Consider the following 18426-nt stretch of genomic DNA (forward strand, 5'->3'; position numbering starts at 1 on the left):
CGTCATCGCGCCCGTCGGCACCGGAACGCGCGATACCAGCCTATCGGACAACGAAAGCATTCCCGTTGTCGAGGAGCGTCTGCGCGTCGGTAAGCGCGATGCCAGCCATGGCCGCGTGCGCGTGCGCGCCTACACGGTCGAGGAGCCGATCACCGAGAGCATCGATCTGCGGGAAGACCGGGTGGAGATCGAGCGCCGCCCGGTGGACCGCGCCGTAACCGGCACGGAAGCGGCCTTCCAGGATCGCACGCTGGAGGCGGAGGAATACCGCGAAGAGGCGGTGGTTTCCAAGGAAGCTCGGGTGGTCGAGGAGGTGGGGCTGCGCAAGACCAGCGACACCCATCGCGAGACGATCTCCGACACCGTGCGCCATACGGAAGTCGAGATCGAGGATGACCGCGACGATCTGGACAAAACGCGGAAGTGACGAGGTGTGGGGCGGGATCACTCCCGCCCACCGCCTTCACCGATAAGTGCCCGTCTGCAGGATGAGTGCTTTTGACAGCGTGAACGAAATCCGCCGATCGAGCCGGGTCAGGGAAATGATCTGCCGCGGGGCGCGTTCATCTTGAGGGGCGCTTAGGCACCAGCCCGGCGCAAAGTTTGCCACATGGTCGACCATGTCGGCGATCAGGGCCTCATGGCTTTCGGTCAGCGTGCCGGGTGTGCCGTCTATGGCATATGTCAAAGCGTGCAAATCGATCACCATGGAGGGGGTAATGCCCCGCTGGCAGAGGTCGCCAGCGGGGCTTCGGCGGGGACACAGGCAATACAACCCTGCGGTGGCTTTGTTCCTTAAATATCCACGACACAGCTCAGCTTTTGAGACGGATGCGAGCCGGGGCGGGGATACTCTTTGCAGGACGCCTTAAGTGAATTAAAAGCCGCGTTGATCCGGATGCCCTGCCGGACTTGGTATCAGTGACGGCATACGGACATGAGTGATTTGGAAAAGGACAACGGCCGCCTGGCTGTTCTCTCAAGCTTTGACATTCTCGATACCGAGGCTGAGCGCGGCTTTGACGACATCGTGTTACTCGCCACCCAGATCTGCAGCGTGCCGGTTGCCCTTGTCAGTCTGGTTGATCGGGACCGGCAATGGTTCATAGCTCGCCGGGGCTTTGAGCCCTGCCAGACCGATTTGAACTCCTCGGTCTGCAAACATGCTCTTGGCCTTACAGATATTCTGGAGATCACGGATCTGACCGCCGATCCGCGAACGGCGATGAACCCGCTGGTGGTGCATGCGCCCCATATACGCTTCTATGCCGGCGCGCCATTGACCGCGCGGGATGGGCATTCCCTGGGCACCCTTTGCGTGATCGATCACATCCCGCGCCCGGAAGGGCTGACGCCCGCTCAACGCACCGGGCTTCTCGCCCTGGCAAATCAGGTCATGGCCCAACTGGAACTGCGGCAGGCGGGCGCTGCGCTGCGCGCAGAGCAGCAACGGGTAGAGGCGGAGGCGATCCGCTTCGAAGCCCTTATTGATGCCCAGCATGCAATTGCGGCACCCGGCGCAGATCTGCACGTAGCCTTTCAGGCGATTGTGAAAACGGCGCTCTCAATTGTCGATGCTGCCGATGGCGCAGCGGTCGAGCTGATAAGCGAGGATGAGCTGTCGTTCGACACGGCGGCGGGCTCTCTTGCCTCCCATGTGGGATACCGCTTGCCACTCGCAACGTCGCTCTCGGGACGATCCGTGCTCGATAACCGCACCATCCTCAGCAACGATATCACGTCAGATGCGGCGGGTGATCACGATCTGGCAAAAAAGTTGGGTATCCGGTCGCTGATCGCAGAGCCAATTTCCCGGCAGGGTGTCATGATCGGCGCTCTGAAAGTCAGCTCAGGACGGGCCAATAGCTTCACAGCTCGCGACGTGGTCATGACACAGATGCTGGCCGGTCTCGTCGCATCCGCCGTGGGGGGAGTGAAAGCGAGGCACGGTCCAATCAGACCATGCGGGCAATCGAAAGGCGGTATCGACAGACCTTTTAGAGCGTCACGGAATTCGGCGTGATCGTGACGGACCGGGCGGGCACAATCACGGATTGGAACACCGGGGCGGAGACCATATTTGGCTGGACGGCCGATGAGATGCGCGGCTCGGACGCCTCCCGCTTTTATACCCCCGAGGATCGGGAAACGGATCGGGCCGGCCTGGAAATGCGGCGGTCCCTGGCTGAAGGCTCGGCGGTCGACGAGCGGTGGCATATCCGCAAGGATGGTGTTCGGTTCAGTGCGCTTGGCAAGGCGCACGACGTGCTGATGACGGGGCGCAAAGATGCCGCTTCGGTGGAGGAAATTGTGCGATCGACAGTCGCCCTTCTCGGAGAGGGAGCCCGTGTCGCGATCGCGGGACCGCAAGTGGAGCTTGGCGCTTCGGCAGCGCTGTCGCTGGCTCTGATCTGCCATGAGCTTGCAACGAACGCGAGCAAGTATGGCGCGCTGTCGGTCGATGCGGGACAGGTGACCGTCCAGTGGCAGATCGAAACTGATGCGGCAGGAAAGCCGCTCTTCGTCTTTGAATGGCAGGAAAGCGATGGCCCGGTCGTGACGCCTCCAACACGGCGTGGATTTGGCACGCGATTGATCGAGGTCGGACTATCAGGGGCGTTCGGTGCCGAGGCGCGGCTCGACTATGCGCCCTCCGGCCTGCGCTGCCGGCTCACCGGACCTCTGAGCGAATTGCAGTCGGACAGGGCTAACAATGAGCCTGAGTGATCGCCGCGCTTGGGAGCAGCGTGTAATGCCGGGGGATGGTTTGCACGGCTACGTTCGCGCGCGAAGACAACTTTATGTTGAGTCAAAAATGTTCCCGCCCGAAACGCAAAAAACCTTTTAACACAACGGCGTAATTGGATCAGCGGCACCTTGATCCCGGGGGATTTAGGCGCATTTAAGGCGTCCTTGATCGGGAGCGGCGGGGCTGGCAAGTCAAGAGTGTTTGGGTTCCACATCCGGGGGGATGTGGCTGGTGTTGGCCCCGCCGTCTATAGTTCGAACGCCTTGGATGCGATATGCTTAGCGGTTCACCGAACGCTGAGACGCCCGCAGCAGCCAATCGTCAAGGCCATCCAGGTGCGGACCTTTCTCTGCAGAAGGAGTTGCCTTCTTGTTCGTGCTCTTCGAGCTCCCCTTGGGATCGTAGCAAGCACTGAAGATAGACCGGGGCGGCAAGGGGTCTTTCTGATCGCCGACGGCCTGCTTGTTAACGCCCTTGGTCTTGTCTGTCGTCATCCCAAACGTCCACTCATTGTCACCTGATCTGCTGCAATTGGAGCGGTAAGGCGCTTGGTCAAATTGCAAGGCATCTCAGGACAGGCGGGGCAGATGGCGGGCACGGCCAGCTGAGACACGATCGACCATGAAAACGGCTTGATGCCCATGATAATTCCAAGTGTTTCATCGGGGGATTATCTGCACCAGCCGAAATTGGGCGCTTTGGCGGCTATGGCGTCCAGACGCCTTGCGCTGGATTTCCTATACCCTCAGGCCACGAGGCGATGCACTTCGGAGATGATCATCTCCTCGAGATAGGGTTTGCCGAAAAACGTCGCACCCTCCGGCATCTGTGCCTTCGCCACGTGCCTGTGGCCCGAAGTCACGATGATCCCAACGGGCGGCCAACCATCCCTCACTTGGGCGGCAAGCCAGAGCCCGTCTTGCCCGCGTCCGAGATCCACATCCGTAAACAGCACTCGGATCGACGGGCAGGTCCGCAGTATCTTGAGAGCCGCTTCGGACGATCTGGCGCCTACAGCCTCATAGCCAGCATCCTCCAGCATGTCCAAAGCGGCCATTCTTAGGAGCGGTTCGTCTTCAACGACGAGAACAGTGGGTTCAGACATCATGCTCGATCCTCATCAGGACTGCTGCACCTCGACGAAGGGTGCTCTTATTGTCGCTTCCAGTCCTGATAGTTCGTAACTGAGATCGACGCCTCCCGTTCCGGTCAGGCCGAGCTGAATCAGCCGCGAGCCGAAACCTCTGCGGACTGGCGGCACGACCTCTGGTCCTCCCGCTTCCCGCCACAGGATCACCAGGTCCTGCACATCCTCCATCGCCTCCTCGATATGCCAGGTTACGTAAAGCGTGCCGCTGTCCACCGACAGCGCGCCATACTTCGTGGCATTGGTCGCAAGCTCGTGCAGCAGCATCGAGAGGCTGAGCGTTGTGCGAGGACCAAGATCCACGTTCGGCCCGTTGATCTGGATGCGCTCGGGATCGGCAAACGTCTTCAGGGTCGAGTGAATCGTCTCCCGGATCGAGCCGGCTTCCCAATTGCGATGAAGAAGCACGTCATGCGCTGCCGACAAGGCCTGCACACGGCGGAGGAAGTCCTGAAGCGCCGTCTTATCGGCGGCAGACCTGAGGGTCTGAGTGGCAATGGCTTGCACCATAGACAGGCTGTTCTTCAGCCGGTGGGAGAGTTCGTGGTTGAGGACTTCCTGATCTTTCTCGGCCTGCGCCGTGGCGAGCGCAGCATAGAGGCGATCGGCAACGCGCCGCATGAAGTCAATCTCCCCCGCCGTCCAGTCTCGCGCCTTGGATTGGTGCACGAAAAGCGAGCCGATCAATTCGCCTTTGCGAAGCAGCGGCACGCTGATCTGCGCGGCAACCGAAATGGCCCTGTAGCTTTCCAAGTCTCCCGCCAAAGCCCGCTCCGTCTCCGCATTGCGGAGGATCAGGGGTTCCCCGAGCTGGAGCTGTGCTGTCGTCTCTGCGAATTCTGCCAGATCGTAGCTGCCATGCAAGCTGGGCACGTCCTCGGATATGCATTCGCCCGAGACGACGTAGCGACCGGCGCGGCGGTCAACCACTGCATAGCCCACGCGCGACGCCGCCAGTGTTTGCAACACGATATGGCAGGCGCGGTCGATCATTTCTTGCGGCGTGTCTGCATGGCGCACGCCATTGCCAAGTTCCAGAAGGGCTTCCTGACGAAGGGCGGCGATTTTACGATCCGTGATGTCCTGCATCGTGCCGAACATCGACAGGATTTCGCCCGAGCTATCGCGTCTGTATTCTGCGCGGCGAGAAATCCAGCGCAGCCTGCCGTCATCCGCCCGCCGAATGCGAAACTCCCGATCCATCGGCCTGGCGTGTTCGGGCTGCCCGGCGGTCTCGCAAAAGAGCGCACCGTCCTCATTCAGGATCAAATCCTCGAAGAGCTGCGCCGGGAGCTCGCTCTCAGGAGCAAGTCCAAAGATACGGCAAAACTCGGTCGATGCCGTGACCATCCCGTCCGCGATCTTTGCTTCAAAGGTGCCGATACCGCCCGCCTCCTGTGCGGCGCGAGAGCGCTGCTCGGCCTCGCGCAAAGCACGGGCATCATCCGTCCGCCCGCGGGCCACGGACAGCAGGCGCGCTACCGTCTGGAAGAAAGCCAGGGCCTCTTCGTCGAAGGCGTTCATCTCGGTGCTGCCAAAAGAGATAACGCCGACGACATCCCCCCTGACAAGGATGGGATAGCCTGCATAGGCTTTGACGCCTGTGGACTTGGGGATCTGGTAACGGGATTCATCGCTCAGATGCAGGTCGGACAGAATGAGAGGGCCAGCCGTCTGCGCGACAATCCCGCAGAGCGGGACGTCAACCGTCACATGCTGAAGGGCCATCCGCGTCTCTTCACTGGCACCGACGGCGTCTCGCAATTCAAGACATTCGGAGGCCCGATCAACGTCGTAAAGATAACATTGCTCAAACCCGATTGTGTCCGCGCTGCCCTCCAGAACCGGGCGAAGCGTTGCGGCGGGATCGTCTGCGTCGAGCAGAGCAGCGGCGGCCTGCGCCAGAAGGGCAAGGCGCTGCGTCTGACGCCGCGCGCGGGTCCGATCCCGCAGGATTTTGACGTAGCCGACATGACGGCCCGCGTCATCCTTCAGCGGCATCATCTCGCCCAAGGCGAAGAAGCGCGAGCCGTCCTTGCGGACATGCCAGCGCTCGTCCGCGCCACGTCCGTTTAAGCGGGCGGCTTCCATTTCCAAGTCGGGAACGCCCACCGTGCGGTCGACCGGGTTGAAGATGATGTCGGCAGGCTGCCCGAGCATCTCGTTTTCGGACCAGCCGAAAACGTGCTCTGCGCCACGGTTCCAGCCCGTAACAGCGCCCTCCAGATCCGTCGACAGGATGGCGTAGTCGATTGAGCTGTCGAGAACCTGCCTGTGACGAGCCTCAAAATGTCGGCTGCTCGCCAGCGCCGCGCGCAATTCCACTTGCGTCATCGCCTGCCGCGCCAGGAGTTGGAGAGTGCGGATTTGATGCTCGTCGAGGTCCCTTGGCTTTGTGTCGAGCACGCAGACGGTGCCAATGGGATACCCGTCCTTGGTCTTGAGAAGGGCGCCTGCATAGAAACGCAGCCCTCCGGCTTGCGTGACCAGCGGGTTGCCGACAAAGCGTGGGTCTTCGAGCGCGTTCGGGACGATCATCATGTCTTCAGACAGAATGGCCTTTCCGCAAAACGAGGTGTCGAGTGGCGTCTCCCGCACGCCAAGGCCGACTTCCGCCTTGAAGAACTGACGCTCGGTATCGACAAAATTGACGACTGCGATCGGGGTTTGGCACACCTCGGCCGCGATTGCCGCAATATCATCGAATTCCGCCTCATAGGGGGTGTCGAGGATACCATAGCGGTGCAAGGCAAAAGACCGTGCCTGTTCATCGAAAGAAATTGCGGGCGTATCGACGGGATCGGAAGCCATGTGCGCTCTGCCTGAGGGACCGAGCCTTGTCCCACGTGGCGTGGCGCGGAGCAAGCTGAAGCTGTCGAGGATGACGTATCAGCGGGCCATCTGCATTATGTGCGATGCTGCATCGCAGCGAATGTCAGGAATTCCCAAGACCGCTGGTAAGAGCCGCATGCGGGTTTGCGCCAATAGTCACCGCCTCCCTGGCGCGATGCCGACCATCGCGGCAAGGGACAGAACCGCTCCGAGACACGGCATATGCGACCCCATCCCGTGCCGAAGAAACCCCGCCAGCGTGTTCCCTACCGGCACGTCCACTCCGGTCACCCGATTGAACATGCCGAAGGCGCGGCCCTTCACCGTCGCCGCGGGGCCAGGCTAAGGAGTTATCGTGTTCCATCAAGACTACCCACCTCGGCAACGACCACGTGCTGAAGATATGACGTTCGTCGGCGCTTTCCTGTCGACTTAAAGGCTACTGCTCACGACTCGCGCCCGCCCGCTAATTCAAGAATTTGTTTAGACAGTCGACGTTGTCATACGGCTTTTGCAGCTGAAGAAAGTCGTCGAAATGTCCCGGCAGCACCTGCCAGTCGTAACTCGTCGCAACACGAAAGGTATGTTTCTCCGCCGGAGATAGCCGGCCAGGAATTACACCGTGGCACCGCACAGGTTGATGTCGAGGATTGCCGCATCAAAGACTTCTTCCGTAACGGAATCCATCGCTCGGGTCACCGAACTAAACTGCCCCACGACCTCTACCTGTCTTGCTTTTGAGCTGCCTACAAGGCTTTGGCGATGTAGAAGTCATCCTCAACCACCAGGATGCGGATGGGTTTCGAGCTCATACCGTATCATTCCCTGATTAACCGGACGCAAGTCAGAAGATAGCCCACGGGTCTGTCATCAACCGAGAATGTAGCTTCTGTTCCCGCTTGGGTTTGCATCGGCAGGCTGCACATCTAATGTTGACTCAGACAGGCCAATCGCACGGTCAGTCTCGCAGGAACAGAACGGTCTAACGACGGAGTCACATCCACCTGATTTCTGGTTGCATTGGCGAACTCAAGACCATTGCCAAGCACTGGCCTTTAAGATGTGACAAGCTATCTGTGGTCAAATTCGCAGGTTTGACATGCATCGCGATCATCTCAACCCTCCGCTGCGCAAGGACGGCTTGCAACTGGATGAGCATCGCGATTCCCAGCTGAAGTTCTGGCGGATCCAGCGTGTGGCATGGGTGTTTTTCGCACTCATCATCGTCGGGGCGCTCCTTGGGCTGACCGGAAGCGGTGGGCTGCTGCAAAAGCAAAGCGTCTCGCTGGGCGAAGTGACGCTGAAGCTGCCGAGGGTCAGCCGGTGGGAGGCAGCGGATGAGATTTCGATCACATTCGGCGGCAACGTCGAAACGCCGTCCATCACGATCTCTCAGCCGTTCTTCGAAAGGTTCGGCGTCGAGCGAATCCAGCCGGAACCCGCATCAACGACGCTTACGCCCTTCGGGCAAACCTTCACCTTTGATGCGGCGGGGAATGCGGAACGCGCGGTTCAGATCGACATCCGTTCGCTACATTTCGGGTTCACCCGTTTCGAGATAGCTGTCGGCTCCGAGAGACGAAGCACCTCCCTGATAATCCTCCCCTAGGTGAACCATGGATTCCGTTATCCGAGGTATTGCCGTCTATGCTGTCCTGCTGATCGCGACGCGTCTGTCGGGCCGGCGGACACTGGCACAGGTCACGCCTTTCGACTTCGTGTTGCTGCTCATCATTGCTGAGACGACACAGCAAGCCCTGCTGGGCGACGATTTCTCCATTACCAACGCACTCGTTCTGATCGTGACGTTGTTCACGACGGATATATTGCTGTCTTACGCGAAATCTTGGTCCCCCAAGGTGGCGCTCTGGCTTGACGGCACTCCGACCGTTCTCGTGGCAGGTGGCGTTCCCGACCAGATTGCGATGCGCAGAGCGAGGGTCAGCATTGCCGATGTTCTCGAAGCAGCAAGGTTGCAGCATGGGTTGCGCAGCATGGACGATATAGACGCGGCCGTTCTGGAGAACAGCGGGGGCATCAGCATCGTGCCGAAAACCGACGGATAAAAGCCGAGGCTGACCTGCCATTCACCCGGTGATCCAAAAGCGCAGGAACCTTCCGAACTGCCCCCGGTTGGAGGGCAAGTAAGGAGAACCCATCATGACCAGCACAGTTTCTGCCCGCGACGTCTTCGTCGACGGGCTGCGCAATGCCCATGCGATGGAAAAGCAGGCGCTTTCGATCATGGAGCCGCAGTTGAAGCGGCTCGAACACTACCCCGAGGTTTCGGCGCTCCTGAACCGGCACATCCGCGAGACGGAAGGCCAGATCGACCGGTTGGATGAAATCCTCGCGACGGTCGCGGAAAGCTCCTCGACGCTGAAAGACCTGTCGCTGTCCTTCACCGGCACGATGGCCGCCGTTACCCACTCGATGGCCAGCGACGAGATCCTGAAGAATTCGATGGCCAATTTCGCCTTCGAGCATTTCGAGATCGCCGCCTATACCGCACTGATCGCTGCCGCCGAGGAGGCGGGCGCCGCATCGGCCATCCCCCTGCTGGACCAGAACCTGCAAGAGGAACGCCAGATGGCGGCCCAGATCGAAGACGGGCTTCCGGGCGTCGTGCGCCGATACATCGCCCTGTCCGGAACCGAGCAGCGCGCAGACATCTGACCTTCCCCACACCGCCATAGGAGAGACAAATGGCCGACAAGACCCTCGAGACGCTTTTCCACGAGACTCTGAAAGACGTCTACTATGCCGAAAAGAAGCTGACGACCAATCTGCGCAAGATGGCCCGCGCCGCGCAATCGCCAGATCTCAAGGCCGCGTTCGAGGCGCATGAGGAAGAAACCCAGACCCAGGTCGAACGCCTGACGCAGGTGTTCGAGGTGATCGGCAAGCGTCCACGCGGCAAGACCTGCGATGCCATCGAGGGCATCATCTCCGAAGCACAGGAGATCATGGAAGAGTTCAAGGGCAGCCCCGCCCACGACGCCGGTCTTCTGGCAGCCGCGCAGGCCGTCGAGCATTACGAGATCTCGCGTTACGGAACGCTGAAAGCTTGGGCGACGCAGCTTGGGCTGGACGAAGCCGTGACGCTGCTGGACGCGACGCTTCAGGAAGAAACCGCCGCAGATGAAAAGCTTTCGGCTTTGGCGGAAAACGTGGTGAACGCTGCAGCCGAAAAGGCCGCCTGATCGATGCCCGCCAAACGGCGGGCATTCTTTATCCCGGCCCGCCTCTTTGGCGACGGATGAAAGACAATAGGAGCTCCGATGTTCTATACCGACAACAAATTGCAATATCCCGTGCGTGTCGATGCGCCCAACCCACTTTTCGCGCGCGCGCTGCAACAGGCCATCGGCGGTGTCGAGGGCGAGATCCGCGTGGCGATGCAGTATTTCTTCCAAGCCTGCGGTGCGCGGGGCAATCCTAAGTTCCGCGACCTGCTGATGAACACCGCTGCCGAGGAGCTTGGCCATATCGAGATGCTCGCAACCGCCGTCGCCCTGAACCTCGAAGGAGCACCGCTCAGCCTTCAGGAACAGATGGCCAAGGATGCCGCGATCGGTGCAGTCATGGGCGGGATCAATCTCAAGAACCTGCTGTCCTCGGGGCTGTCGGCCATGCCGGTGGACAGCGACGGCGTGCCGTTCGACATGTCTCATATCTATGCCAGCGGCAATATCGCGGCCGACATGACCGCCAATATCGCCGCCGAGTCCACGGGGAGGACCCTCGCGGTGCGTCTCTACAATATGACCGACGACACGGGCATGAGGGACATGCTGCAATACCTGATCGCGCGCGACACCATGCACCAGAACCAGTGGCTTGCCGCGTTGGAAGAACTTGGCGGTTTCGCGGCCTTCCCCATACCGAACAGCCATCCGCAGGCTGACGAAAAGACCGAGTTCAGCTATGCCTATCTCGGCTTTCAGGCTGACGGAAGCGCCCCGGTGCCCGGGCGCTGGTCGGACGGGCCCTCCATCGATGGCAAAGGGAAGTTTACGGCGGGGGTGTTGGAGCCTTCGGCGCAAGTGCCGAACCTTGGTAAGGCAAAACCGAACAGCGGAGCGCAGATCGAACAGACCTGAGGCGGCACGGCCCGGCAACTGCGCCGGGCCATCCTTCCATTGAGGGGAACGAAATGGGATTTTGTGTTATCACCGGGGCAGCAAGCGGCATCGGGCTGGAGCTTGCACACATAGCCGCCGCCGATGGGCACGCCTTACTGCTGGCCGACCGCGACCGCGCCATCGAACAGGTTGCGGCCGAACTTTCCGGCGCTGCGCTGGTTGCGGACCTTTCGACGCGCGACGGGGTGGATGCCCTTTGCAGCCAACTTGGCACCGCCGTGCCGGACATCCTGATGCTGAATGCCGGGCGCAGCCTAGGCCATGCCTTCCTGGGGCAGCCCGAGGACGAGATTCTGGACGTGATCGAGACGAACGTGTTTGGCACCACCATGCTGGCGCGCCGGATCGGACAGGGGATGGCTGCGCGCGGATCGGGAAGGGTCATGTTCACTGGGTCCATCGTCGGCTATATGCCCGGGCCGTATCAGGCGGTCTACAACGCGACGAAAGCCTATGTGAATTCGCTTTCGGTTGCGCTGTCGCACGAATTGTCGGGCAGCGGCGTCACCGTGACCTGTCTGATGCCGGGCGTGACCGATACGCGGGTGTTCGAACGCGCCGGGATGCTGGACACCCCCGTTGGACAGATGAAGAAGGCAGACCCCGCCAAAGTCGCCCGCACCGGCTATGATGCGATGATGGAGGGGCAGGAACAGATCACCCACGGGCTGATGAACAAGGTGCAGGCCACCGCCGCCGAGATCCTGCCCGCCGGGATCGTCGCGGAACTGCATCGCAAGATCGCCGAGCCCAAGAGCTGAGATGGAATGCTGGCTTTGCCTTGCGGGCGGGAATGCCCTCGGTGCCTTTCATGTCGGGGCATGGTCGGCGATCGAGGCATCGAGCCTGAACGTCACCCGCATCGCCGGAGCTTCGATCGGGGCCGCCGTCGCCGCAATCATCGCCGGGAATGCGCCTGCCGACCGGGCGGGAATGCTTGCGAGGTTCATAGAAAGGATTGCCCAGCCCACTCCTGTCGTCGGCGGGCGGCGTATGCTCGTTACAGCAACGCTGATGGCGGGGAACCCGGCGCTTTTCTCTCCCTCATTTCCGGGACTGCTGGAGGTCCTGCCCGTCATGCCGCCAGATGTCTCGCTGTTCCGGCGCGAGCGGACGCGTCAGCTTCTGGATCAAAGCATCGACTTCGACATCCTCAACGGCGGCGGGATGGAGGTTACGCTGACCGCCCTCGATGCGGAAACCGGGGCGATCACCCGGTTCAGGACGGACGAGCAATTCCTGACGGTCGATCATGTGATGGCCAGCACGGCACTTCCCGGTTTCTTCCCGCCCGTGACCATCGCGGGCCGCACCTTCCTCGATCCCGGCCTGTGCGAGAACCTGCCCCTACCGTCCCTGCTGGACCGCGAGGGGGATGCCGCCGTGCTCGCGCTCGATCTCTATCCCCTTGCCGGGCGGATGACGCAGACAGTCAATGGGATCGCCGACCGCGCCCAAGCACTTGCCGTCGCGGGCAATCGGCACGAATCATTCACCTTACACGCGCGCCCGAGCGGCGATTCCTCCACCTCGTTCTCGATGATCCGGCGGATGATTATGCGCTCAAGGCATTCGATTACAGTCGAGCCTCGCTGGACCGGCGCAGGCAGCTTGGCGAGGATTTGACGGATGCGCATCTGCGCGAATGGCTGAAGGGACAGGTCAATGCGTCTGCATAGCGCCGGCATTCTCTTGGGTATTTCCATCGGCGGATTTTTCGATGGCATTCTGCTGCATCAGATCCTGCAATGGCACCATCTGTTCAGCGGGTTCGAGGATTGGAACGCGAACGTCTGGTTCGTGATCATGACCGACGGAGTGTTCCATCTTGCCATGTTCGCAGCGCTTATCGTCGCTCTCTGGATGCTGTGGCAGAGGAATGAACGCCCCGGGCGATTGGCGGAGAGCGCGTTGATCGGCTTCGGGGCATGGCATGTCGTTGATGCCGTCTTGTCACACGGCGTTCTGGGCATCCACCGCATCAAGGATGCTGCCGCAAACCCACTGCTTTGGGATCTGGGTTGGGTCGCGGCCTTTGGGATCATTCCGATCGTTCTGGGGCTTTTGGCCCTCCGCCGCCCTCCGCCGCCGATGCGCGGCGTCCTTGTCCTCCTCCCGGTGGCTGCAGTAGGAATGGCGACGCTCAATGCATTTCCCTTGGTTGACCCCGAAGGGCCGGTGATCGTCGCCTTTGCGCCGACCATCGGCTTCGCCGCCGTCGCAGAGGCAGCAGATGCAGTGGGTGCGAGCCTTATCAGCACCGACGCGTCGGGGCACATCTGGGCGTTCGACATGCCAGACGGGTCGGATTGGTGGCGACTTTACCTGCACGGCGCGGTCATGGTCGGCCGAGGGCCGGCGGCAGGTTGCCTCGGCTGGACGGAGGCTTGATGCGGCATCAGCCAGGAAGCGAAAGAAAACTCATGGGCGGCAGCCGTAGACTGCTGATCGCATCATCGACCAGGAAATCTCGATCTAGCGCACCGGTCACTTTGCTGAACAGGCGGAGGCCTGTTTCTCGACCGCTGATCAACATGTAACGGCCCGAGCGACGGGCGCATGTTCTAGCTGCGGGAACGTATCGTGCCTACATCGGTTCAGGGACAAATGGAGGTCCACATGACGTTCACCCGCATCGCCGCCTGCTTCGCTCTCGCTTTGGCCACGCCGGCTTTCGCGCAGACAAAGCCTACGCCCGAAGCGTTCACCGCCGCTGCTGCCAGCTCCAACATGCTGGAGATTCGGTCGAGCCAACTGGCGCTGGAAGTTTCGGAAGACCCCGCCATCCGCGCCTTTGCCGAACAGATGATCCGCGACCACCGCGATGCCGGGGAAAAGCTCACGGAGGCCGCGGCGTCCGAAGGGGTGCCGGTTCCCGACGAACTTGCGCCGAAGCATGCGGACGAGCTGGATTCCCTGGCGGATGGCAACAAGGGGGCTTTCGATGCCAATTACGTCAAGACCCAGCAATTGGCCCATGCCGAGGCCGTGACCCTGTTCGAAGACTATTCTGCCTCCGGCCCCGAGGGCGCGCTGCGCGCGGTCGCGGGGGAACTTCTGCCAGTCCTCCAACAGCATAAGGCTCATGCCGACGGGATGACACCCGCCGATGCGACGCCGGAATAAGGAGGGCGACAATGATCCCGCCCAAGACCCATGCCGCGCTCGATGCTGCATCCGCCGCCTTGCTGCTGGCTGCACCCACCGCACTCGGCTGGCCGTCGCGGGTCAGCCGCCCGCTTTCAGCGCTTGGCCTTGGCGTCGCTGCCTATTCAGTTCTGACCCGGTATGACGGAGGGCGCGCCCCGGTAAGCCTGTCCGAGCACCGGATGTTGGATGCAGCGCAGGGCGCGCTCGCGATCGGGCTAGCGCTGCGTGAACGCGATCCCGTGATCCGTAGAACAGTTGCGGGCTACGGTCTTTTCTCCCTGGCCGCCGCCGCGCTGACGGCACCGAAGGGCGCGCCCGGTCTGTCTGTTGAAGGCGCCGCGCTCCCGATCCGCAACGGCGATCTGGTCGAGGTAGCCGAGGATGTCGCCTATATGCGACTGGCCATCGTGAATGTCGCATTCATTGGAAAGGCGGGAGCGGCGGATCGCGGCTGGCTTCTGGTCGATACCGGCATCAGCGGCAGCGGCGATGCAATTCGTGCCGCAGCCGCGCGGCGCTTCGGTTCTGCGCGCCCTGCCGCGATCATCCTGACGCACGGGCATTTCGATCACGTCGGTGCGCTGCGCGATCTTGCCGAGCACTGGGATTGCCCGATCCATGCCCATCCGGAAGAGCGCCCCTTCCTTGACGGCAGCCGCCGCTATCCTCCCGCCTCGCCAGAGGTCGGGGGCGGAATGATGGCCAACCTGTCGCCGCTGTTCCCGCGCGGGCCGCTGGATGTTGCGGATCGGCTGCGCGATCTACCGCAAGGCGGTGAGCTCCCGGCGGTGCCCGAATGGCAGTGGATCCACACGCCGGGTCATTCGCCTGGGCACATTTCGCTCTGGCATGCGGGGCGATGCGCTCTGATCGCCGGGGATGCACTTTCGGCCACCCGACAGGAATCCTGCTACTTCGCGGCGACACAAAGACCGGAGCTGCATGGCCCGCCCGCCTATTTTACGCCGGATTGGGCGGCAGCCGAAGCGTCGGCACGCCGTCTTGCAGACTTAAGACCCGAGATTCTTGTCGCTGGCCATGGCCCGGCTTTGGCCGGTGCCGAGTTCAAAGCAGCCCTCGCACGGCTCGCAGAGAATTTCAGTTCCGTGGCGATGCCAAAGCATGGTCGCTATGTTGAAGGAGCGTTTCATGACCAATCCTCGTAAAGAGGCGCGGGCGATCCCGATCCTCTTACTTATCGCCGTCGTGATCGCGGGGCTGCTCGCCTACGGTTGCAGCTGGAATGGCGAAGACGCCATACCCGAAACGCTCGAGCCGTCGGATGCGCTGAATTTCGACGTCGGCCCGGACGGACCGGCAGGCGCGCCCGATCCTGCACCGAACGCAAACGAGGCCAGATAGGGTCGGGCAAACCTGAATGGGGGCAATTATCTACGATAGATCTTAGATTGCGTCGTTTTTGGGCGGTGGTCCGCCTGCCCGTGCGCTGCGATCTACCCCATGCGCTTCTGCAACAGCGTGGGCGTGATCGATGCAGGCGACAGCGTAAGGGCCGCCCAGGGCTGGCGTTGCAGAGGCGGTGGAGACCTGATCCCGTCTGCTCGTATCGCCTAGGCTCCGGACGACGTTCGATCTCCTGCTGAGGAAGCGCACAATGAGGATGCTAATCCTTCGGAACCATACCTCCGGTCTTGCCTTGACGTCTAGGCATACAGGAGAGGTCATGGCGGTCATCGGCTTTCACGCATCCCACGAACAGATTGATCCGCGGCAGCTTCTTGCGGATGTTAAGCTGGCTGAGGAGGCAGGGTTTTCCGCCGCCATGTGCTCAGACCATTTCGCGCCTTGGAGCGAGCGACAAGGCCAATCGGGGTTTGCCTGGTCTTGGTTAGGCGCTGCGTTGGAGGCGACGTCTTTGTCCTTTGGTGTGGTTAATGCGCCGGGGCAGAGGTATCACCCCGCGATCATCGCGCAGGCGGCGGCGACATTGGCGCAAATGTATCCGGGCCGGTTCTGGGCCGCGCTCGGTTCGGGCGAGGCGGCAAATGAGCACATCACCGGCGATCGCTGGCCAGAAAAGCCGCGCCGTAACCAACGTCTGCGCGAGTGTGTCGAAGTCATGCGGGAGCTGTTTGCGGGGCGGGAGGTCAGTCATGACGGGCTTATTCGAGTGGATCGGGCTCAGCTGTGGACCCGGCCCGAGACGCCGCCCCCGCTGCTTGCCACCGCAGTTTCGGCGAAAACTGCGGCCTGGGCGGCGGAGTGGGCCGAGGGGCTGATCACGGTGAACCAAGATCATGACACACTGCGTCGCGTTCTCGATGCCTATCGCAGCGCCGGGGGAAAGGGGCCAGTTTGCTTGCAAGTTCACGTCTCATATGCCGCGGCCGAGGCCGAGGCGCTTGCCATTGCACATGACCAGTGGCGCAGCAACGTGGCAGGCCCACCGCTGTCATGGGACATCGACAGCGTTGAGGGGTTCGATTGCGCCGCCCGCACGGTCCGCCCGGAGGATATGCATGCCGCAGTTCGCATATCAGCCGATCCCGCGCAGATCACTGGTTGGCTTGGGGAATATCTCGAGCTCGGTTTCGAGCGGCTTTACCTGCATCACGTCGGGAAGGAACAACGCGCCTTCATCGAAACCTTCGGCGCGCATGTTTTGCCGGAGTTAATGTGATGGACATGGAACGGACCGGGGACGCATGGTGGAAGAACGCTGTCTTCTATTGCCTCGATGTTGAGACGTTTCAGGACAGCAATGACGATGGGGTGGGCGACTTCCGTGGCTTGACCCATCGGATCGACTATCTGGCGGGGTTGGGCGTCACCTGCATCTGGCTGATGCCCTTCTATCCCAGCGATGACCGTGACGATGGGTATGACATCACCGACTACTACGCCGTCGATCCGCGGCTGGGCACCTTGGGCGACTTCGTCGAGTTCATGCGCACCGCGCGCGACCGGGGTATCAGGGTGATCGCCGATCTTGTCGTGAACCACACGTCGCGGGCGCATCCGTGGTTTCAGTCAGCACGCACCGATCCGAGATCGCCCCACCGCGACTGGTATGTTTGGCGAAGTGATCCCCCTGAGGAAACGCCCCCTTCGGATCTTGTTTTCCCCGACCAGGAGAGCAGTATCTGGGAATGGGACGACGTTGCGGCACAGTATTATCTTCATCGTTTTTACAAGCACCAGCCGGATCTAAACATCGCCAGCCCCGCGCTGCGCGAGGAAATCCGGCGGATCATCGGCTTCTGGATGGAGCTCGGCCTTTCGGGTTTTCGTGTCGACGCGGTGCCGTTTCTTCTGGAGACCGAAGGGATAGGACACCCACTCGGTTTCGATCCGCATGACTGGCTGCGGGACCTGCGGGGCTTTCTCAACCGTCGCCGGGGCGACGGCGTCCTGTTGGGCGAGGTCAACCTGAGTTACGAGCAGACCCGCGCCTTCATGGGGGATGATGGCGGCGACGAGCTGCACATGTGCCTTGATTTCAACATGAACCAATCGGTCGGCCTGTCCCTCGTCCGCGAGGATGCGGGGTCGATCCTGCATACCCTCGCTGCCATGCCCAGCCTCGCGCACGACAACGCATGGGGTCAGTTCGTGCGCAATCATGACGAATGGTCGCTGGACAAGTTGACCGAGGCCGAGCGGCGCGAGGTGTTCCGCGCGTTTGGCCCGAGGAAGGACATGCAACTCTACGGCCGCGGTCTGCGCCGCCGGATGCCCTCGATGCTGCAGGACGAGGCACGCCTGCGGATGGTTTACAGCCTCGCCTTTTCCTTGCCGGGCGCGCCCGTCCTATTTTATGGCGAAGAGATCGGTATGGCCGAGAACCTTGCCATTCCCGGACGGCTGAGCGTGCGCGCCCCGATGCAATGGAACGCGGGGAGGAATGGTGGCTTTTCGGGCGCTTCATCGGACGTGATCCGCCGTCCGGTGGTCGCTACCAAGGCTTTTGCGCCCCCCGCGGTCAACGCCAATGATCAGGACCGTGAGCCGGCATCGCTACTCAATTGGATGACGCGCCTGATCCGCCGCCGCCGTGAATCGCCCGAGATCGGTTTCGGCACCTGCCGGGCGCTCAAAGTTGCCGAGGCAGCCATCGTCGCGCTGCGTCATGATTGGGGTCCGTCATCGCTGCTCACCATGCACAACCTTTCCGCGGAGGCATGCACGGTGTCGATTCCCTTGTCCGAGGTGCCCAACGGCGGCGAGCTTGTTCCTCTTCTAGGGGATGCCAAAATAACGCGGGGATCGGAGGGGGTTGAAGTTCTCTTGCCGCCCTATGGCCTGCTTTGGGGGCGGATCTCAGCATCCGAATGAAATAATTTGAAGAAAGCGGTGTCACGCCAAACCATGCGTTCCTCTCGCGCCGAATGCTTCGCACGTGAGAAATCCTCAGTTGCTCATTCTTTAGAATTTAGAAAGAA

19 protein-coding genes are annotated in these 18426 nt (G+C 61.5%); 16 read left to right on the forward strand and 3 right to left on the reverse strand.

Going from position 1 to position 18426, the window contains the following annotated elements; all coding sequences use genetic code 11:
* Positions 1–427: YsnF/AvaK domain-containing protein (locus tag E2K76_RS17585; protein WP_136685758.1), on the forward strand; the 427-nt coding region annotated here is incomplete at its 5' end.
* A gap of 36 nt (positions 428–463) precedes the next feature.
* On the opposite strand, the gene E2K76_RS17590 is transcribed toward E2K76_RS17585, so the two are convergent.
* A complete protein-coding gene (locus tag E2K76_RS17590; RefSeq protein WP_136685759.1) occupies positions 464–709 on the reverse strand; it encodes a hypothetical protein in 246 nt (81 codons plus the stop codon).
* A gap of 228 nt (positions 710–937) precedes the next feature.
* On the opposite strand from E2K76_RS17590, the gene E2K76_RS20455 reads away from it, so the two are divergent.
* Complete coding sequence (locus E2K76_RS20455) at positions 938–2023, forward strand: GAF domain-containing protein (RefSeq protein WP_169053376.1); 1086 nt, start codon at positions 938–940, stop codon at positions 2021–2023.
* Positions 2020–2727 (forward strand): PAS domain S-box protein, encoded by a 708-nt coding sequence (locus tag E2K76_RS17600; protein ID WP_136685760.1) that lies wholly within the window; start codon positions 2020–2022, stop codon positions 2725–2727. Before E2K76_RS20455 ends, E2K76_RS17600 begins: the two co-directional genes overlap by 4 nt.
* Positions 2728–3494: 767 nt before the next feature.
* On the opposite strand, the gene E2K76_RS17605 is transcribed toward E2K76_RS17600, so the two are convergent.
* Together E2K76_RS17605 and E2K76_RS17610 are read right to left on the reverse strand one after the other, a co-directional pair.
* A complete protein-coding gene (locus E2K76_RS17605) occupies positions 3495–3857 on the reverse strand; it encodes a response regulator (protein ID WP_220432291.1) in 363 nt (120 codons plus the stop codon).
* Positions 3858–3869: 12 nt separating this feature from the next.
* Positions 3870–6707 carry a GAF domain-containing protein gene (locus E2K76_RS17610; protein WP_136685761.1) on the reverse strand — a complete coding sequence of 946 codons (2838 nt, stop codon included), beginning with the start codon at positions 6705–6707 and terminating at the stop codon, positions 3870–3872.
* A 1120-nt stretch (positions 6708–7827) separates the two neighbouring features.
* Between E2K76_RS17610 and E2K76_RS17615 the strand changes: the two genes are divergently transcribed.
* The 13 genes from E2K76_RS17615 (at position 7828) to E2K76_RS17675 (ending at position 18319) form a co-directional block, all read left to right on the forward strand.
* Positions 7828–8337, forward strand: a complete 510-nt coding sequence (locus tag E2K76_RS17615; protein WP_136685762.1) for a hypothetical protein — start codon at positions 7828–7830, stop codon at positions 8335–8337.
* A gap of 7 nt (positions 8338–8344) precedes the next feature.
* Positions 8345–8794 carry a DUF421 domain-containing protein gene (locus E2K76_RS17620; protein ID WP_136685763.1) on the forward strand — a complete coding sequence of 150 codons (450 nt, stop codon included), beginning with the start codon at positions 8345–8347 and terminating at the stop codon, positions 8792–8794.
* A 94-nt stretch (positions 8795–8888) separates the two neighbouring features.
* The gene (locus E2K76_RS17625) at positions 8889–9404 is read left to right on the forward strand and encodes a ferritin-like domain-containing protein (RefSeq protein ID WP_136685764.1); all 516 of its coding nucleotides are present in this window, start codon (positions 8889–8891) and stop codon (positions 9402–9404) included.
* 29 nt (positions 9405–9433) lie between these two features.
* Positions 9434–9931: a YciE/YciF ferroxidase family protein gene (locus tag E2K76_RS17630; protein ID WP_136685765.1), complete on the forward strand. Its 498-nt coding sequence runs from the start codon at positions 9434–9436 to the stop codon at positions 9929–9931.
* A 78-nt stretch (positions 9932–10009) separates the two neighbouring features.
* Positions 10010–10831 carry a manganese catalase family protein gene (locus E2K76_RS17635; RefSeq protein WP_136685766.1) on the forward strand — a complete coding sequence of 274 codons (822 nt, stop codon included), beginning with the start codon at positions 10010–10012 and terminating at the stop codon, positions 10829–10831.
* A 53-nt stretch (positions 10832–10884) separates the two neighbouring features.
* Complete coding sequence (locus tag E2K76_RS17640) at positions 10885–11634, forward strand: SDR family NAD(P)-dependent oxidoreductase (RefSeq protein ID WP_136685767.1); 750 nt, start codon at positions 10885–10887, stop codon at positions 11632–11634.
* A 1-nt stretch (position 11635) separates the two neighbouring features.
* A complete protein-coding gene (locus E2K76_RS17645) occupies positions 11636–12499 on the forward strand; it encodes a patatin-like phospholipase family protein (RefSeq protein ID WP_136685768.1) in 864 nt (287 codons plus the stop codon).
* Between the two features lie 39 nt (positions 12500–12538).
* Positions 12539–13264 carry a DUF2243 domain-containing protein gene (locus E2K76_RS17650; protein WP_136685769.1) on the forward strand — a complete coding sequence of 242 codons (726 nt, stop codon included), beginning with the start codon at positions 12539–12541 and terminating at the stop codon, positions 13262–13264.
* A gap of 228 nt (positions 13265–13492) precedes the next feature.
* Positions 13493–13999 carry a DUF4142 domain-containing protein gene (locus E2K76_RS17655; protein WP_169053377.1) on the forward strand — a complete coding sequence of 169 codons (507 nt, stop codon included), beginning with the start codon at positions 13493–13495 and terminating at the stop codon, positions 13997–13999.
* 203 nt (positions 14000–14202) lie between these two features.
* Positions 14203–15189 carry an MBL fold metallo-hydrolase gene (locus E2K76_RS17660; protein ID WP_246033009.1) on the forward strand — a complete coding sequence of 329 codons (987 nt, stop codon included), beginning with the start codon at positions 14203–14205 and terminating at the stop codon, positions 15187–15189.
* The gene (locus tag E2K76_RS17665; RefSeq protein WP_136685772.1) at positions 15173–15385 is read left to right on the forward strand and encodes a hypothetical protein; all 213 of its coding nucleotides are present in this window, start codon (positions 15173–15175) and stop codon (positions 15383–15385) included. Before E2K76_RS17660 ends, E2K76_RS17665 begins: the two co-directional genes overlap by 17 nt.
* Before the next feature lie 322 nt (positions 15386–15707).
* Positions 15708–16664 (forward strand): TIGR03885 family FMN-dependent LLM class oxidoreductase, encoded by a 957-nt coding sequence (locus tag E2K76_RS17670; protein ID WP_136685773.1) that lies wholly within the window; start codon positions 15708–15710, stop codon positions 16662–16664.
* Positions 16664–18319: an alpha-amylase family protein gene (locus E2K76_RS17675; protein ID WP_136685774.1), complete on the forward strand. Its 1656-nt coding sequence runs from the start codon at positions 16664–16666 to the stop codon at positions 18317–18319. Before E2K76_RS17670 ends, E2K76_RS17675 begins: the two co-directional genes overlap by 1 nt.
* Positions 18320–18426: the final 107 nt, after the last annotated feature.

Origin of the sequence: Falsirhodobacter xinxiangensis (assembly GCF_004959935.1) — a bacterium.
GTDB classification, from domain to species: Bacteria; Pseudomonadota; Alphaproteobacteria; order Rhodobacterales; family Rhodobacteraceae; genus Falsirhodobacter; species Falsirhodobacter xinxiangensis.

Excerpts from the sequence above, each read along its gene's own strand:
- E2K76_RS17675 (WP_136685774.1), top strand. The coding sequence starts at position 16,664 with ATGGACATGGAACGGACCGGGGACGCATGGTGGAAGAACGCTGTCTTC.
- E2K76_RS17610 (WP_136685761.1), bottom strand. The coding sequence starts at position 6,707 with ATGGCTTCCGATCCCGTCGATACGCCCGCAATTTCTTTCGATGAACAG.
- E2K76_RS17645 (WP_136685768.1), top strand. The coding sequence starts at position 11,636 with ATGGAATGCTGGCTTTGCCTTGCGGGCGGGAATGCCCTCGGTGCCTTT.
- E2K76_RS17625 (WP_136685764.1), top strand. The coding sequence starts at position 8,889 with ATGACCAGCACAGTTTCTGCCCGCGACGTCTTCGTCGACGGGCTGCGC.
- E2K76_RS17660 (WP_246033009.1), top strand. The coding sequence starts at position 14,203 with ATGTTGGATGCAGCGCAGGGCGCGCTCGCGATCGGGCTAGCGCTGCGT.
- E2K76_RS17655 (WP_169053377.1), top strand. The coding sequence starts at position 13,493 with ATGACGTTCACCCGCATCGCCGCCTGCTTCGCTCTCGCTTTGGCCACG.
- E2K76_RS17630 (WP_136685765.1), top strand. The coding sequence starts at position 9,434 with ATGGCCGACAAGACCCTCGAGACGCTTTTCCACGAGACTCTGAAAGAC.
- E2K76_RS17650 (WP_136685769.1), top strand. The coding sequence starts at position 12,539 with ATGCGTCTGCATAGCGCCGGCATTCTCTTGGGTATTTCCATCGGCGGA.
- E2K76_RS17670 (WP_136685773.1), top strand. The coding sequence starts at position 15,708 with ATGGCGGTCATCGGCTTTCACGCATCCCACGAACAGATTGATCCGCGG.
- E2K76_RS17590 (WP_136685759.1), bottom strand. The coding sequence starts at position 709 with ATGGTGATCGATTTGCACGCTTTGACATATGCCATAGACGGCACACCC.
- E2K76_RS17615 (WP_136685762.1), top strand. The coding sequence starts at position 7,828 with ATGCATCGCGATCATCTCAACCCTCCGCTGCGCAAGGACGGCTTGCAA.
- E2K76_RS17620 (WP_136685763.1), top strand. The coding sequence starts at position 8,345 with ATGGATTCCGTTATCCGAGGTATTGCCGTCTATGCTGTCCTGCTGATC.
- E2K76_RS17635 (WP_136685766.1), top strand. The coding sequence starts at position 10,010 with ATGTTCTATACCGACAACAAATTGCAATATCCCGTGCGTGTCGATGCG.
- E2K76_RS20455 (WP_169053376.1), top strand. The coding sequence starts at position 938 with ATGAGTGATTTGGAAAAGGACAACGGCCGCCTGGCTGTTCTCTCAAGC.
- E2K76_RS17605 (WP_220432291.1), bottom strand. The coding sequence starts at position 3,857 with ATGATGTCTGAACCCACTGTTCTCGTCGTTGAAGACGAACCGCTCCTA.
- E2K76_RS17640 (WP_136685767.1), top strand. The coding sequence starts at position 10,885 with ATGGGATTTTGTGTTATCACCGGGGCAGCAAGCGGCATCGGGCTGGAG.
- E2K76_RS17665 (WP_136685772.1), top strand. The coding sequence starts at position 15,173 with ATGACCAATCCTCGTAAAGAGGCGCGGGCGATCCCGATCCTCTTACTT.